This is a genomic window from Ferrigenium sp. UT5 (genome assembly GCF_045866295.1).
Taxonomy (GTDB): Bacteria; Pseudomonadota; Gammaproteobacteria; order Burkholderiales; family Gallionellaceae; genus Sideroxyarcus.
Genome location: NZ_BAAFRY010000010.1, coordinates 23,988 through 40,027, shown reverse-complemented (window position 1 = coordinate 40,027; position 16,040 = coordinate 23,988). Strand labels below are relative to the sequence as shown.

General features: G+C 61.9%; 13 protein-coding genes. 8 read left to right on the top strand and 5 right to left on the bottom strand.

Going from position 1 to position 16,040, the window contains the following annotated elements:
• The first annotated feature begins 3 nt into the window (after positions 1-3).
• Positions 4-1,095 carry a tRNA 2-selenouridine(34) synthase MnmH gene (gene mnmH / locus ACKTSJ_RS05355; RefSeq protein ID WP_407898124.1) on the top strand — a complete coding sequence of 364 codons (1,092 nt, stop codon included), beginning with the start codon at positions 4-6 and terminating at the stop codon, positions 1,093-1,095.
• Here mnmH and alr read toward each other — a convergent pair.
• Complete coding sequence (gene alr / locus ACKTSJ_RS05350; protein ID WP_407898122.1) at positions 1,047-2,108, bottom strand: alanine racemase; 1,062 nt, start codon at positions 2,106-2,108, stop codon at positions 1,047-1,049. The two genes, mnmH and alr, sit on opposite strands and share 49 nt — an antisense overlap.
• Positions 2,109-2,610: 502 nt before the next feature.
• Here alr and lplT point away from each other — a divergent pair.
• The 7 genes from lplT to ACKTSJ_RS05315 all read left to right on the top strand — a co-directional run bounded on the left by lplT (position 2,611) and on the right by ACKTSJ_RS05315 (position 13,399).
• Positions 2,611-3,837, top strand: a complete 1,227-nt coding sequence (lplT, locus tag ACKTSJ_RS05345) for a lysophospholipid transporter LplT (RefSeq protein WP_407898120.1) — start codon at positions 2,611-2,613, stop codon at positions 3,835-3,837.
• Between the two features lie 61 nt (positions 3,838-3,898).
• Positions 3,899-5,191 (top strand): dicarboxylate/amino acid:cation symporter, encoded by a 1,293-nt coding sequence (locus tag ACKTSJ_RS05340; protein ID WP_407898118.1) that lies wholly within the window; start codon positions 3,899-3,901, stop codon positions 5,189-5,191.
• A gap of 33 nt (positions 5,192-5,224) precedes the next feature.
• Positions 5,225-7,195 carry a DNA topoisomerase IV subunit B gene (locus ACKTSJ_RS05335; RefSeq protein ID WP_407898116.1) on the top strand — a complete coding sequence of 657 codons (1,971 nt, stop codon included), beginning with the start codon at positions 5,225-5,227 and terminating at the stop codon, positions 7,193-7,195.
• Complete coding sequence (gene parC, locus ACKTSJ_RS05330; RefSeq protein ID WP_407898114.1) at positions 7,188-9,584, top strand: DNA topoisomerase IV subunit A; 2,397 nt, start codon at positions 7,188-7,190, stop codon at positions 9,582-9,584. Before ACKTSJ_RS05335 ends, parC begins: the two co-directional genes overlap by 8 nt.
• Positions 9,585-9,673: 89 nt before the next feature.
• Complete coding sequence (locus tag ACKTSJ_RS05325) at positions 9,674-10,618, top strand: recombination-associated protein RdgC (protein ID WP_407898112.1); 945 nt, start codon at positions 9,674-9,676, stop codon at positions 10,616-10,618.
• 22 nt (positions 10,619-10,640) lie between these two features.
• Positions 10,641-11,702, top strand: a complete 1,062-nt coding sequence (locus ACKTSJ_RS05320; RefSeq protein ID WP_407898110.1) for an extracellular solute-binding protein — start codon at positions 10,641-10,643, stop codon at positions 11,700-11,702.
• Positions 11,699-13,399 carry a diguanylate cyclase domain-containing protein gene (locus tag ACKTSJ_RS05315; protein WP_407898108.1) on the top strand — a complete coding sequence of 567 codons (1,701 nt, stop codon included), beginning with the start codon at positions 11,699-11,701 and terminating at the stop codon, positions 13,397-13,399. The genes ACKTSJ_RS05320 and ACKTSJ_RS05315 overlap by 4 nt, the downstream gene beginning before the upstream one ends.
• A 222-nt stretch (positions 13,400-13,621) precedes the next feature.
• On the opposite strand, the gene ACKTSJ_RS05310 is transcribed toward ACKTSJ_RS05315, so the two are convergent.
• From ACKTSJ_RS05310 to ACKTSJ_RS05295, 4 genes are all read right to left on the bottom strand, one after another.
• Positions 13,622-14,656: an AAA family ATPase gene (locus tag ACKTSJ_RS05310; RefSeq protein WP_407898107.1), complete on the bottom strand. Its 1,035-nt coding sequence runs from the start codon at positions 14,654-14,656 to the stop codon at positions 13,622-13,624.
• 205 nt (positions 14,657-14,861) lie between these two features.
• Positions 14,862-15,146, bottom strand: coding sequence for an acylphosphatase (locus ACKTSJ_RS05305; protein ID WP_407898105.1), 285 nt, complete (start codon positions 15,144-15,146; stop codon positions 14,862-14,864).
• A gap of 1 nt (position 15,147) precedes the next feature.
• Positions 15,148-15,567 (bottom strand): secondary thiamine-phosphate synthase enzyme YjbQ, encoded by a 420-nt coding sequence (locus ACKTSJ_RS05300; protein WP_407898103.1) that lies wholly within the window; start codon positions 15,565-15,567, stop codon positions 15,148-15,150.
• 4 nt (positions 15,568-15,571) lie between these two features.
• Positions 15,572-15,901, bottom strand: a complete 330-nt coding sequence (locus tag ACKTSJ_RS05295; RefSeq protein WP_407898101.1) for a hypothetical protein — start codon at positions 15,899-15,901, stop codon at positions 15,572-15,574.
• Positions 15,902-16,040: the final 139 nt, after the last annotated feature.

The following is a 16,040-nucleotide window of genomic DNA, read 5'->3' as shown; positions in this document are numbered from 1 at the left end:
AATATGCTTTTCAGAACCGCGAACCTATCACAGCTCGCCCAGTTTGATGAAATCATCGACGTGCGCACGCCCGCCGAATTTGCCGACGACCATATTCCCGGCGCGATCAATTGTCCGGTGCTGTCGAATGCAGAGCGCGTCACCGTGGGAACCTTATACACACAGGTTTCGCCGTTCGAGGCGCGCAAGGTCGGGGCGGCGCTGGTGGCGAAGAACATCGCCCACCACATTGAAACGCGTTTCCACGCCCAGCCAAAATCCTGGAAGCCGCTGGTCTATTGCTGGCGCGGCGGCCAGCGCAGCGGCGCGATGAGTATCATCCTCGCGCAGATCGGCTGGGCGGCGCACAAGCTGGAAGGCGGCTACAAAACCTGGCGGCGCGATGTGCTGGACAAACTGGAGAACTTGCCCGACCGTTTCAATTACCGCGTCATCTGCGGGGCGACCGGCTCCGGCAAGACGCGTCTGCTCGAGGCGCTGGCAGCCGAAGGCGCGCAGGTGCTCGATCTGGAAGGGCTGGCGCGCCATCGCGGTTCGGTGCTGGGTGGGATACCGCTGCAGGACCAGCCTTCGCCCCGCTGGTTCGACACCACGCTGGTGCAGACGCTGCAGGGATTCGATCCGGCGCAGCCGGTATTCGTCGAAGCCGAAAGCAACAAGATCGGGCGCATCGCCCTGCCGCTTGCGCTGGTGAATGCGACGCATGGCGGAGAATGCCTATTGCTGGACACCGCACGCGAGGCGCGCATCGCGCTGTTGCTGGAAGACTACCGTCATTTCACCGAGGCACCCGACACCCTGATCGAACGCCTGCAACCGTTGCGGCCATTTCACGGGGCAAAGAAGATGGCGCACTGGGAACACCTGATAAACGGCGGAGACTTTGCGGCGCTGGTGGCGGAACTGCTGGCATTGCATTACGACCCGACATACCTCCGCTCGCTGGGCCAGCACTTCAGCGGACTGCAACGGGCGCAACTGATCTCGCTGCAGGATACCTCGGCGGAGGCGATGCGCGGGATCGCGCGCGAACTCCTCGCCTCGCTTCAGAAAGACAGCGGCACCCGCGGCGCCAGCGCGCACAGCAATTCGTAGCTGAGGGTACCGGCCGCACGTGCGACCTCATCCACCGCCATTCCTTCGCCCCACAGCACCACACGGCTGCCGATCTTTGCGGCGGGAACATCGCTCAAGTCCACCGCCAGCATATCCATCGAGACGCGCCCCAGAAGGCGTGTGCGCTGTCCCTCCACCAGGATAGGCGTGCCGGTGGGTGCATGGCGCGGATAGCCGTCAGCATAGCCGCAGGCCACAGTGCCGATGCGCATGGGACGGTCGGCGCGGAAGGTCGCGCCGTAACCGACCGCATCCCCTGCCTTCAGCTGCCGGATCGAGATGATCGCGCTGCTCAAGGTCATGACGGGGCGCAAGCCGAGCGTTTCGGCGGCAACATCGGCAAAGGGCGAACTGCCGTAAAGCATGATGCCGGGGCGCACCCAGTCGCCGTGCGTGGCGGGATAGCGCAGCAGTGCAGCGGAGTTGGCCAGCGAACAAGGCAAGCGCTGCGCGCCCGCCACTTGCCTGAACACCTCGTGCTGAGGTTCGACACCCGCCGCTTCGTCCGCCTGCGCAAAGTGGGTCATCAAGGTCACATCGCGCACTGCCCGATGGGCTTTCACTTTTTCCAGAACAGCGGGGAATTCTGCCGAGGCAAAGCCCAGCCGATTCATGCCGCTGTTGAGTTTGAGCCAGACCGACAGGCCGTTGCGACGTGGATAGGCTTCCAGCCAATCCAGTTGACTCTGGTTGTGGATGACACTGGTCAATTCGTATTCGGCCAGAAGCGGCAATTCGTCACGCGAAAAAAAGCCTTCCAGCAGCAAAATGGGCTGGCGAAAACCCGCTTCGCGCAATTGCAACGCATCGCGCACATCGAGCAAGGCAAACCCGTCGGCATCGCGCAGCGCATCCGCCGCCTGCAACAGGCCGTGACCATAACCGTTCGCCTTGACGACCGCCATCACGCGCGCCGAAGTGGCACGGCGCGCCATATGCAGATTGTGCTGAAGCGCGGCCAGGTCGATGCGGGCATGGATGGGGCGGGACATGGCGACTTGAAAGGGTGTATTAACGTGCCGCGAATGATAGCAGCCATGACAGTGCGTTGCGTAACATTTGGGGGAGGAATGACTCTTGCATCGCACCGAAAATCGGCCTGCAGACCGTATTTCGACCGGGCAAGGGATGGGTGATTTTTGTCGGACTGAAGTCCGATCCACAGGATAGACAGACGCCACCCCCGGCGCGTCTTGAAAAGTGTGTGCAGAATCGAGAATTTAACCAACGCACTCAATGTTTCATGATATAAAACGCCGTCATTTCAACCCTACCCAAACGTGAAACGCGGCTTCCACATCATCCTCACGGCACAGTTCTTTTGGCTACGGCCGGACGATGAAACTGTCCTTAACGCGTCGAGCGCATTAGCCTCCGCCGAAAGAAAATGAAGCGCGGTTTCTACATCATTCTCACGGCACAGTTCTTTTGGCTACGGCCGGACGATGAAACTGTCCTTAACGCGTCGAGCGCATTAGCCTCCGCCGAAAGAAAATGAAGCGCGGTTTCTACATCATCCTCACGGCACAGTTCTTTTCCGCGCTCGCCGACAATGCGCTGCTGTTTGCCGCGATTGCGCTCCTCAAACAAGTTCATGCCCCAAGCTGGCACACGCCGGTGCTGCAGCAGGCGTTCATCGTGTCGTTCATCCTGCTCGCGCCTTTCGTTGGCGCATTCGCCGATTCACTGCCCAAGGGGCGCGTGATGCTGATCAGCAACGCGATCAAGATGGCCGGTTGTCTGGCTATGCTGGTCGGGATAAATCCCCTCCTCGCCTACGGCCTGGCGGGGTTCGGCGCGGCGGCCTATTCGCCCGCAAAATACGGCATCCTCACCGAGTATCTGCCGCACGACAGGCTGGTGTGGGCAAATAGCTGGATGGAAGGGCTGACGGTCGCCGCGATTATTCTGGGCGCCGTAATCGGCGGCATGCTGGTCACCCCGAGTACCGCCCATGTCCTCATGCACGCACTGCACGTTCCCGCGCAGGTAACCCCGCCGGAACTGGCCATCTTCATCATTTTCCTGATCTACCTGCTGGCGGCGCTATTTAACCTCTATATCCCGCTGGTGCCGATTGAGCACAAACCCCTGTCGCGCAGCCCGCTGTTCCTGCTCAAGGATTTCTGGCACTGCTTCACGCTGTTATGGAAAGATCCGCTGGGACAGGTTTCGCTGGCGGTAACCACGCTATTCTGGGGGGCCGGTGCGACCTTGCGCCTGCTGGTGCTGGCCTGGGCAGGTGTCGCCCTGCATTACAACATCGGCGAAGCCGCCAAACTCACGGCATGGGTCGCGGTCGGCATCGCCATCGGCTCGATTCTGGCCGCGCGTTTCGTGCAGCTGAACCATGCCGTGAAAGTAATCCCGGTCGGCATCGGCATGGGCATACTGGTGCTGGCGATGATCCTGGTCAAAAGCCCGTTGGTCGCGATTCTGCTGCTCATCGGCATCGGCATCATGGCCGGCTTCTTTGTGGTGCCGATGAACGCCCTGTTGCAGCATCGCGGCCACCTGCTGATGGGTGCAGGACGCTCCATTGCCGTGCAGAACTTCAACGAGAACATCAGCATCTTTTTGATGCTTGCCTTGTACGCGCTGATGGACAAACTGGACTGGTCGATCTACCTCATCATATTCATCTTCGGCATGCTGCTGATCAGCATCATGTCCTTGTTGTACCGCAAACACGGGCATGATCAGGACGCAGGGAATCTGTGATGCGACCGCTCATCGGTCAGCGCCGGTCTAACCACCGGCGCATTCTGAATCACTTGCAACCATGACCCCACTCAAACTGCACTGGCAGATCCTCATCGCCCTGCTGCTGGCCGCACTCGCCGGCTCGCTGGCGGGTACCGACGCGACGCTGTTCGGCGTGCGCTGGTACGCGGTGTTCGATTTCATCGGCACGCTGTTCCTCAATGCCTTGAAGATGCTGATCGTGCCGCTGGTGGTTTCTTCCATCATCGTCGGCATCGCGGGCATCGGCGGGGGCGGCGCGTTCGGGCGGCTGGGCGCAAAAACGCTGACCTATTACGCGACCACCATCCTGTTCGCCATCCTGATCGGCCTCGCCATCGTCAACATGACCGCACCCGGCATCATCGACGGCCAACCGGCGAAGGAACGACTCGGCATGGCGCAGGTGAGCGAGGAAACGGTCGCCAGCATGGAAGGCAAAGGTGCGGGCGATCTGGTCGGCATCTTTCTGCGCATGGTGCCGACCAACCTCGTGTCGGCGGCGGCGGACGGGCAGATGCTGGGGCTGATCTTCTTCAGCCTGCTGTTCGGCTTCTTCATGACCAGGATCGAGGAGTCCTACGCCGAGAGTCAGTACAAGTTCTGGAACGGGCTGTTCCAGGTGATGATGAAGATCACCGACTGGGTGATGAAGTTCGCGCCCATCGGCGTGTTCGGCTTGGTAGCGAAAGTGGTGGCGAGCACCGGCTTCGCCGCCATCGTGCCGCTGGCCTGGTTCTTCTTCAGCGTGCTGGCCGGGCTGGCCGTGCATTCCCTGCTGGTGTTGCCCGCCATGCTGTATTTCGTGGGCGGCGTGAACCCATTGCGCCATTACCGCGCCATGGCCCCCGCCCTGCTCACCGCTTTCTCCACCAGCTCCTCCGCCGCCACGCTGCCGCTGACCATGGAATGCGTGGAAAAGAACGCGGGCGTATCCAACCGCACCAGCAGCTTCGTGCTGCCACTGGGCGCGACGGTGAACATGGACGGCACGGCGCTGTATGAATGCGTGGCGGCGATGTTCATCGCGCAGGCTTACGGCATAGAGCTGGGCTTCGTGCAGCAGTTCACCATCGTGCTGCTGGCGCTGGTCACCTCCATCGGCGTGGCGGCCATCCCCTCCGCCAGCCTGGTCGCCATCGCCATCATCCTCGCTGCCATCGGCCTGCCGCTGGAGGCCATCGGTCTCATCCTGGCGGTGGATCGCGTGCTGGATATGTGCCGCACTGCGGTGAATGTCTTCAGCGATTCCTGCGGGGCGGTTATCATCGCGCGTCTGGATGGCGAGGAGAACGTGTTGCCCGACACGACTCCGTCCGCAGCCAAAGGTTAATAATCAGCAAGTTGTTCTATTCAGGAGTCTCCGTTGAGCGTCAATTACGATGAGTCGTCATTCAAGGTGCTGCGCGGCCTGGACCCCGTGCGCCAGCGCCCCGGCATGTACACCACGCTGGACAATCCCAACCACATCATCGCCGAGGTGGTGGACAACGCCTGCGACGAGGCTTTGGCGGGCTATGCCAAGAACATCTTCGTCACCGCGCACATCGACGGTTCGGTGTCGGTACAGGACGACGGGCGCGGCATCCCGGTGGGCATCCACCCGGAAGAGCAGAAGTCCGTGGTCGAGGTCGCCTACACCGTGCTGCACTCGGGCGGCAAGTTCGACAAGGAAGCGGGTGGCGCCTACCAGTTCTCCGGCGGTTTGCATGGCGTGGGCGTGGCGGTCACCAATGCGTTGTCCACCGCGCTCGAGGTCACCGTGTTCCGCGACGGCGGCGAACACTTCCTGCGTTTCGAGCACGGCGCCGCCAGACAGCCACTGCAGCGCATCGCCGAATGTCCCAAGCGCAAGACCGGTACCACCGTGCGCGCCTGGCCGGACACGAAATACTTCGACGCGCCCAACGTCAACCTCGTGCAACTGGAACGCGCGCTGCGCTCCAAGGCGGTGTTGCTGCCGGGCGTGACCGTCACGCTGCTGATCGAGAAGACCGGCGAGCGCAAGGAATGGAACTACCCGGACGGTCTGCGCGGTTACCTGACCCAGGCGCTGGATGCGCAGGAAGACGGCGGCACATTGATCGCGCCGATCTTCTCCGGCGAACGCTACGTCGGCAAGCACGATGACAACTATGCCGAGGGCGAAGGCGCGGCCTGGGCGCTGGCCTGGACCGAGGAAGGCGCGATCACGCGCGAGTCCTATGTGAACCTGATCCCCACCTGGAACGGCGGCACGCACGATTCCGGCCTGCGCGACGCGATGTTCAACGCGGTGAAGGGTTTCATCGAACTGCACGGCATGCTGCCCAAGGGCGTGAAGCTGACTTCGGACGACGTCGCCAACCGCGCCAGCTTCGTGCTGTCGACCAAAGTGCTCGACCCTTCTTTCCAGGGGCAGACCAAGGACAGGCTGGTGTCGCGCACCGCGCTCAAACTGGTCTCGTCGATGATCAACGACCCGCTGCTGCTGTGGCTGAACGAGCATGTCGATTACGGCAAGCGCATCGCCGAGGTGGTGATCAAGCAGGCGCAGAGCCGCATGAAGTCGGCGCAAAAGGTGGAGAAGAAGAAAGGTTCCTCGGTTGCCGTGCTGCCGGGCAAGCTGACCGACGCGGCGGATTTCAATCCCGAGCGCAACGAACTGTTCCTGGTCGAGGGCGATTCCGCCGGTGGCTCGGCCAAGCAGGGGCGCAGCAAGGAGTTCCAGGCCATCCTGCCGCTGCGCGGCAAGGTGCTCAACACTTTTGAAGTGGACAGGAATCGCCTGTTCGCCAATGCCGAGGTGCACGACATCGCGGTGGCCATCGGCGTCGATCCGCACGATCTGACCGACAACGTCGATCTGTCCGGCCTGCGTTACAAAGGCATCTACATCATGGCCGACGCGGACGTGGATGGTTCACACATCGCCACACTGCTGCTGACGCTGTTCTTCCGCCACTTCCCGCGCCTGGTCGCCGACGGCCACATCTTCCTCGCGCAGCCGCCGCTGTTCCGCGTCGACGTACCCGCGCAGGGCAAGAAGCCGATGCGCAAGATCTACGCATTGAACGAGGATGAACTGACTTCCATCGAAGACCGTTTGCGCAAGGACAAGGTGCGCGAAGGCGCATGGTCGATCTCGCGCTTCAAAGGTCTGGGCGAGATGAATCCGGAACAGTTGTGGGACACCACGATGAATCCGGACACACGACGCGCGCTGTGCGTGGCGCTGGATGCATCGTCCAAAGACGACACGCATCGCGTCATGAACATGCTGATGGGTAAACAGGAGTCCGGCGCGCGACGCGCCTGGCTGGAATATCACGGTAACGAGGTAACAGGCGATGTCTGATCTGCCACAACTATTCGAAGAAGAAGAAAACACACCGCCCGAAGACGTGGCTGCAGAAACCACTGCCGCAGGCGACGGCGGCAACAACGCACGCCAGTTCGCGCCGCTGCCCCCGCCGCCGGATGGCGACTCGGTGCCGCTGGCGCAATACGCCGAGCGCGCCTATCTGGAATACGCGGTGTCGGTGGTCAAGGGCCGTGCCCTGCCCGACGTGTGCGACGGCCAGAAGCCGGTGCAGCGCCGCATCCTGTATGCGATGCGCGAGATGGGGCTGGTGCACAACAGCAAGCATGTAAAGTCCGCGCGCGTGGTGGGCGAGGTGCTGGGCAAGTTCCACCCGCACGGCGACTCGTCCGCCTATGAAGCGATGGTGCGCCTGGCGCAGAACTTCTCCATGCGTTATCCGCTGGTGGACGGTCAGGGCAACTTCGGTTCGCGCGACGGCGACAACGCCGCCGCGATGCGCTACACCGAAGCGCGCCTGACGCCGATCGCCGAGCTGCTGCTGGCCGAGCTGGACATGGGCACGGTGGACAGGCAGCCGAACTACGACGGCCACTTCGACGAGCCGGCCATGTTGCCGGCGCGTCTGCCCATGGTGCTGCTCAACGGCGCCTCCGGCATCGCGGTCGGCATGGCGACCGAGATCCCCTCGCACAACCTGCGCGAGATCGGTGCTGCCGCCGCCATCTGCGTGCGCGATCCGAAATGTTCCGATGAGGAATTGCTGACCCCGATCACCGGTCCCGACCTGCCCAGCGGCGGTCAGATCATCTCCTCGCCGCGCGAGATTGCCGAGTGTTACCGCACGGGTCGCGGCTCGCTCAAGATGCGCGCGCGCTGGAAGGTAGAAGAACTGGCGCGCGGCCAGTGGCGCGTGGCGGTGTACGAACTGCCGCACGGCACCTCGGCCAAGAAGATCATGGAAGAGATCGAGGAGCTGACCAATCCCAAGGTGCGCGCCAACAAGAAGGCGCTCACGCAGGAACAGGTGCAGAACAAGCAACTGCTGCTGTCGGTGCTGGACAGGGTGACCGACGAATCAGACAAGGACCAGGCCGTGCGGCTGGTGTTCGAACCCAAGTCCAGCCGTCAGTCGGTGGACGAGCTGATGACCATCCTGCTGGCGCACACCAGTCTGGAAAGTTCGCTGCAACTGAACATGGTGATGATCAGTCTGGATGGCCGTCCGCGCCAGAAGCCGATGACCGAGGTGTTGCGCGAGTGGGCGACCTTCCGCATCACCACCGTGCGCCGCCGTTGCGAACACCGTCTGGCACAGGTCAACGACCGTATCCACATCCTCGACGGGCGCATGATCGTGTACCTGAATCTGGACGAAGTGATCGCGCTGATCCGCGAATCGGACGAGCCAAAACCGGCGCTGATCGCACGCTTCGACCTGTCCGACCGTCAGGCCGAGGACATCCTCGAGATCCGTCTGCGTCAATTGGCGAAGATGGAAGGCATCAAGATCGAACGCGAGCTGAAACAGCTCAAGGAAGAAGGCGATGAGCTGGGCAAGCTACTCGGTTCCGACAGCATGATGCGTCGCCGCGTGGCCAAAGAGATTGACGCAGACATCAAGACCTACGGCGACGAGCGTCGCACCTTGATCGAACAGGCCGAACGCGTGGTGCTGACCGCGCAGGTGGTGGACGAACCGGTGACGGTACTGATCTCGAAAAAACACTGGGGTCGCACGCGTCAGGGCCACGGTCTCGATCTGACCGGCATCTCGTTCAAGGATGGCGACGGCCTGTTGGGCGCATTCGAATGCCGCACCACCGACCATTGCATCGTGATCTGCAGCAACGGCCGCGTGTGTAGCATCCCCGTGCATCTGCTGCCCGGCGGGCGCGGCGACGGCGTGCCATTGGCCACGCTGATCGAGGTGGCCACCGGCGCGAAGATCGTGCACGTGATCTGCGGCAACGCGGAGCAACACGTGATGCTGGCGACTGCTGCCGGTTACGGTTTTACCTGCACCCTTGGCAACATGGTGGGCCGCAACAAGGCGGGCAAACAGTTCATCAGCGTGGAAGGCGAAGCGATCCTCGCACCCGCATTGTTCACGCCCAGCGACAACGCGCTGGTGGTGGCCGCTTGCAAATCAGGCCGTCTGCTCGCTTTCCTGCTGGCCGAGATGAAGCAGCTCGCGGGCGGCGGCAAGGGCGTGGTGGTGATTGGCATGGCGGACGGCGACGAATTGGCGGCCGTGACCGTGACCAGCCAGCCCAAGGTCACCGTGATCACTTCCAACGGCAGCAAGGAACAGAGCATGTCGCTCAACGACAAGGACTTGCAGAGCCACTTCGGCAAACGCGCACGCATGGGCAAGGCGCTGGCGCTGAAGGGCAAGGCGGTCGTAGTCGGCCTGCAATCGTAAGTCACGCGTGTTGCGGGTGTCGCCACAGTGGCACCCGCACGCATCTGCGCTAGAATCGCGCCCTTTTTTCTGCAAGGCAAAACGCAATCATGTGGTTCAAGAATCTGATCCTCTATCGTCTCAATCAGTGGGATGTCACGCCCGAACAGCTTAAGGAAAAGTTCTCCGCGCACGCACTGCAGCCCTGCTCCGGTTTGGAGATGCAACGCACGGGCTGGATACCGCCCAAGGAAGGCGAAGCAGCTTTCGTGCACACACTGGGCAAGCAGCTGTTGATCTGCCTCGGCGCGGAGAAGAAGCTGTTGCCCGCTTCGGTCATCAACACCATCTGCAAGGCACGCGCGCTGGAGATGGAAGAACAGCAGGGCTACAAGCCCGGCCGCAAACAGATGAAGCAACTCAAGGAAGCGGTCACCGACGAACTGCTGCCGCGCGCCTTCGCCGTGCGCCGCCGCACCTGCGCCTGGATAGATACGGCCGCCGGCCTGCTGGTGCTGGATGCGGCCAATCTCGCCAAGGCGGATGAACTGGTCGAACTGCTCGTCAAGTCGGTGGACGGCATCGCCTTCACGCCGCTCAAGACCGAGGTCTCGCCCAGCCGCGCGATGACCGCCTGGCTGGCCGGAGAGGATTTGCCCTCGGTGTTCACCGTCGACCGCGATTGCGAACTGCGCGCCGCAGGCGAAGAGAACGCCACCGTGCGTTATGTGCGCCACACGCTGGAGGCAGAAGAGATTGCCAGACACATCAGCGGCGGCAAGGAAGTGACCAAACTGGCGATGACCTGGTACGACCGCATCTCCTTCGTGCTGCACGAGAACGGACAGATCAAACGCCTGCAGGCACTCGACCTGCTCAAGGAGCAATCCGACAGCGATGCACAGGACGACGCCTTCGATGCCGACTTCGCCTTGATGACCGGCGAGCTGAAGAAGATGCTGCCCGCCTTCGTCGAAGCACTGGGCGGGGAAAGCACGGCAGCGGCCGAACCGCACTACCGGCGCTCTACCCTCATCCCTATTGACCCCGAATAGGGTAACGGTTAGGGTCCGCCGCATGTTCTCCGTCCAACGTTTTCGCTCTGCCTGCCGCGTCATCCCCCTGTGTGCGCTGGTGCTGCTCCTGCTTGCAGCGGCGCCGGCCTGGGCAGCGCAGCCGGTGCTGCGCGTGCTGGCCTGGCCGGGGTATGCGGAGCCGGAAGTGGTGCGCAGTTTCGCGCTTGAGCACCGGGTGAAGGTCGAGCTGACCGTCGTCACGTCAGACGTGACCTTGTGGGAGAAGGTCAGCGCGCACGACTACGACGTGTTCGCCGCCAACACCGCCGAACTGCAGCGCTACATCGTCGCCGGTCTGGTCCAGGCGCTGCACCCGGAGCAGATCCCGAACACGCGCAACCAGCTCGCCCGCTTCCGCGACCTTGCCGCCATCCCCGGCCTGATGCGAGGCGACGATGCCTACGCCATCCCCTACACCTATTCGCAGATGGGTTTGATCTATGACCGCAAGCAGTTCCGCACGCCTCCCGACTCCATAAACGCGCTGTGGGACGAACGCTATCGCGGCAAGGTCATCGCCTACGACGGCGGCACGCACAATTTCTCGCTGGCCGCACAATCGCTGCGGCTCGCCACCCCCTTCCGTATCGCGCCCAGTGACCTCCCACGCGCCGCCGAACGCCTGATCGCCTTGCGGCGCAATGTGCTCGGCTTCTACAACCAGCCGGAAGAATCGGTTAGTCTGTTCATGCGTCACGGCGCCGCGCTGATGTTCGCCAACTACGGCATGCAGCAGGTGCGGCTGCTCAGGCAGGCGGGCGCCGATATCGGTTACGTGCTGCCACGGGAAAGGGCACTGGCCTGGCTGGATTGCTGGAGCATTACGCGCGATGCGCGCGACCCGGCGCTGGCGCATGCCTGGATCGACCATCTGCTCGACCCGCAGGCCAGCCGTTATCTGGTCGAGCGGCAGGGGCTGTCCAACACCCTGGAAGATGACCGCAACGACCGGGCCAACAACACCCCCTTGTGGCTGCAACCGCCCGAGGACACCGAGCGGCGCGAAAGGCTGTGGGAACGGATCCGCTCCGGCGACCGCCTGTCACGGGTACTGGCGCCATGAGATTCCCCATCGCCTGGCAGCTCGGTCTGGTGCTGGTCATGGTCGGCCTGCTGGGCACCGGCCTGACCGGATACTTTGCCTATCAGGCCAGTCGCAGCCAACTCCTGCAATCGTCAGAAGAACGTCTGCTGACTGCGACCCAGGTATTGATGCGACAGGTGACGGTCGCCCTGCGTGACGTAAAAGCGGATGCCCGGCTGATGGCACAACATCCGCAGGCAGCACGCATCCTGCAACGCGGCATCCCCGGTTTTCAGGCATTCAGCGAAGAAAACGTCGCCAAGCTATTCGAGGGCTTGATGGCGGTGCATCCGCAATATTTCCAGATCCGCCTGATCGAGGCCGACCATCATGGCATGGAACGCATCCGCGTCGACCGCGCCAAGGATGGCCTGCTACACATCCGCGGTGACGACCTGCAGGAGAAGGGCCACTACCCCTATGTGTTCGAGACACTCTCTCTACCGCCCGGCAGCGTCCATGTCTCGCGCGCCACGATCAACCGCGAGACGGGTGCACACGCGGGCGAGGGCCGGCCCGCCCTGCAGGTCGCCGCACCCATCCATGATGCGCGGCAGCGCGCCATCGGCCTGATCGTGATCAACGTGGACCTGCAAGGCCTGTTCGCGCAACTGGCCGCCGACCTGCCACCCGCGGTGTATCTGTATCTGGCAAACGGCAGGGGCGACTACCTGATCCATCCAAATCCCTCGCGCAGTTTCGCGTTCGAACGGGGGCAGCGCGCGCGCGCGCAGGATGAGTTCCCCGCCTTGGCGGGCTTGCTGAACAACGGCAGCAGGAATACAGCAGTGCATCTCGTCACGGCCAACCGTCCGTCCGATGCCAAACCGCTGATCGCCGCCTTCGTCTCCAGAGCCATTCCGGGCATGGAAGAAAACGACCTGTTCTTCCTCGGTCTGTCACAACCGTTGGCGAGTGTCTTAACAGAAAGCAGACAGCTCGCCTCGATCATGCTGGGTATCGTGTTGAGCTTCAGCGCGCTGACGATTTTGCTTGCCATCTTTCTGGCGCGCCACTTCAATCGCCCCCTGTATCGCATCGTGGCAGAGATCAGACGCTTTTCGGAGGAGGGTAAAATCGGTGAACTGCCCGTGGCAAGAAAGGATGAGATTGGCGATCTGGCGCTCAGCATCCTGCAGATGGAGCAACAGATCCAGCAGCAGATCGAATACCTGCAGGTGCAGCAGGAGAAGCTCAACCATCTAGCCAGCCACGACAGCCTGACCAGCCTGCCCAACCGGCGCATGTTCCTCGACCGGCTGGAGCATGCGCTGGCGCGTGCCAAACGACAGAACGAGCAATTGCTGTTGCTGTACATCGATCTGGACGATTTCAAGGTCATCAACGACACGCACGGACACGGAGCAGGCGATGCGGTATTGCAGGCCGTTGCGCAACGCCTGCGCAGCCTGCTGCGCGAATCCGACACCGCCGCGCGCCTCGGCGGCGACGAGTTCGTCGTCCTGTTCGAAGGGACATGGGACGACATGCAGATCGAACAGATGATACACAAGGTGCAGAGCGCCCTGGCGGCGCCCATCCCCTACCTGGATATCGAACTGCACTCCGGCGGCAGCATCGGCTACAGCCGCTTTCCGCAGGATGGCAGCACTTCATCGACCCTGATCGCGGCAGCCGATCAGGCGATGTATGACTGCAAAACGAAGGATCGTTAAACTTGACCGTGGTATCCAGGCGGGAGAACGCTTCTGCAAGATCCGTTCCATCAGCCATTCCGCCTTGATGATCTGATCGACTCTAGTGTAGTGCTGCACTCTTAACGATACTTATTGCGAACCTTTGTGGGTCGGACTTCAGTCCGACATGTCGGGTTAAAACCCGACCCACAAGGGCTTCCCGCACCTTGGCATAAGTTCCAGATAGCGTGCAACACTACACTAGCCGGCAGTGATCAGACTCGGCTCTTCAAACAGTGATTTGATGATCACCTTGCGTACCTCCGGGCAATCCGGAATCTGAAACAGCACCGGGGTAAAAATTTCTTCGAATATCCCGCGCAGACTGCGGGCACCGACCTTGTACTCGGGCGCCAGTTCGGCAATCTGCTGAAAAGCCGCATGCTCGATCTCCAGCTCGACCCCCTCGTCCTTGAGTCTCTCGCGGAACTGGTTGTAGATCGAATTGCGCGGCTCCACCATGATCTTCACCAACAACTCCTTGGGCAGGTTCTGCAGACTTGCCACGATGGGCAAACGCCCGGCAAATTCAGGAATCAGCCCGTATGTGAACAGGTCAGTGGGTTTCACGCGCGAATTCAGCCTGTCAAGAATGATTTGATTGTCGTTACCGCCACCGCCATCGAGTGAAATGAAACCAAAGGAATGGGTTGAGAGCGCGATGTTCTCCAGCCCCACGAATGCCCCCGCGCAAATGAAAAGGATATTGGTCGTGTCGAGCGTTTGCGTTCCGCCAAGCCTGACCGGCGTGCCTTCCATGATTTTCAGCAGGGCGTGCTGCACCCGTTCTCCAGACGCGCCACTCTGCTCGCCTTCGGTTGATTTCAGCTTGTCGACCTCGTCGATAAAAACGATGCCGTGCTGGGCGCTGACCCTGTCTCCCCCTGCTTTTTCCAGAAGGCGCAGCAGCAATGCCTCAATTTCCTCGTTGACATACTTGGACTGTGCCAGCGAAGTGGCGTTGGCGGTGACGAACGGCACTTGCAGGATTCTCGAAAGCGTCTCGCACAGCAGCGTCTTGCCGGTTCCGGTCGGACCAATCAGCAGAATATTGCTCTTGGCGGCCTCGACGGCATTCGACCGCGGCTTGCCGAGTTTCCGGTAATGCGAATACACGGCCACGGAAAGGATCTTCTTGGCCGCATCCTGTCCGATGACATACTGGTCAAGGTAGCGGGCGATGGCGCTGGGGGTCAGTTTTTGTTTGGGGGTGGGCTGGGTATTGGAACTGTCCATGTCCTTCTCTCCTCGTCGAGCATTGCCGAATCAGACCGGCCATCCGGTTCTTGCCTTGCCAATGTATCACGGCACTCTGATAACCAGCAGTCTTGCCAGCGTGTTCCAGCCCTGGAGGTTGTTGTCACTGACAGGCACTTCACCGTCGCGCAATGCGGACAGTCCGGCGTAATGAACAACAAGGCATCGGGCGGCGCAGCCGAATTCATACCGACTCCCTGATTTCAAAGACCGCATAATTGCCGTTGCCCGGTCGCAATTCCACGCGCGTCACCGTCGCCAGTTGCGGTCCCCGCCGTGCCCAGAGAATCAGCGCATCCACCGCATCGGCTTCGCCCTGCGCCAGCGCCTCCACCGTGCCGTCGCAGCGATTTCGCACCCAGCCGTTGACGCCCAGTCGCACCGCCTCGCGCCGCATCGAATCGCGGTAGCACACTCCCTGCACACGGCCGTGTACCACCAGATGCAAGGTCTTCTCGGTTGCGCCCATCTCATTCACCCTGCAGGGTTGCCACGATGCAGCGACTGCCACCGTGGTTACGGTGTTCGCAGAGCCAGATGCCCTGCCAGGTGCCCAATGCAAGGCGTCCATTCCGGATCGGGATGTTCAGGCTCGCGCCCAGCAGGCTGGACTTGAGGTGCGCGGGCAGGTCGTCCGCGCCCTCGTCCTGATGGCGGTAGTAAGGCTCGTCTTCGCGCACCGCGCGGTCGAACCAGCCCTCGAAATCCTGCCGCACCGTCGGGTCGGCATTCTCGTTCAGCGTCAGCGCTGCCGAGGTATGCCGGATGAACAGATTCATCATCCCCACCCTGAAATCGCGCAGCTCCGGCAGCTCGCGCAACAACTCGTCGGTGACGAGGTGGAAGCCGCGCGGCCTCGGTTGCAGGCATATCTCCCTTTGCAGCCACATGGCTTCAACGCTCGACGCGGACGTCGGTCTCGTGCACGCGCACCACCTCGCCCTCGATGACCTCGCCTTCGAAGGCCCCGCCGCGCGACGCCCCGGCCTGCGCCTGCGCATTGCGCGCGAGTTCCTGCATCTCGCGCAACTGCCTGCGCACCGCGCGCGTCTTCCACCATAGATACGCAAAACCGAGGGTGCCGACGACCAGGATGACCGCCAGCAACACCGCCGAGAACATCAGTGCCGCAACCGCCAACACCCCGGTTGCGACGAACGCCAGCACCTTGCCCGGCAAACCGGTGGATTGTGCGGAGGGAGGAGGAATGAATTTGATCTGCATGAGGCAAGTTTAGCGTATCCGTCTGCAGGCACGGTGATATGCCGCGCGGTATTTGCGATTTATCTTGATTCCACTGCGCGGGAATCGCGCGTGCGCTGGCAAGACCGCGTTAATTCCAGTAGAGTCGTTCTCTCCAATC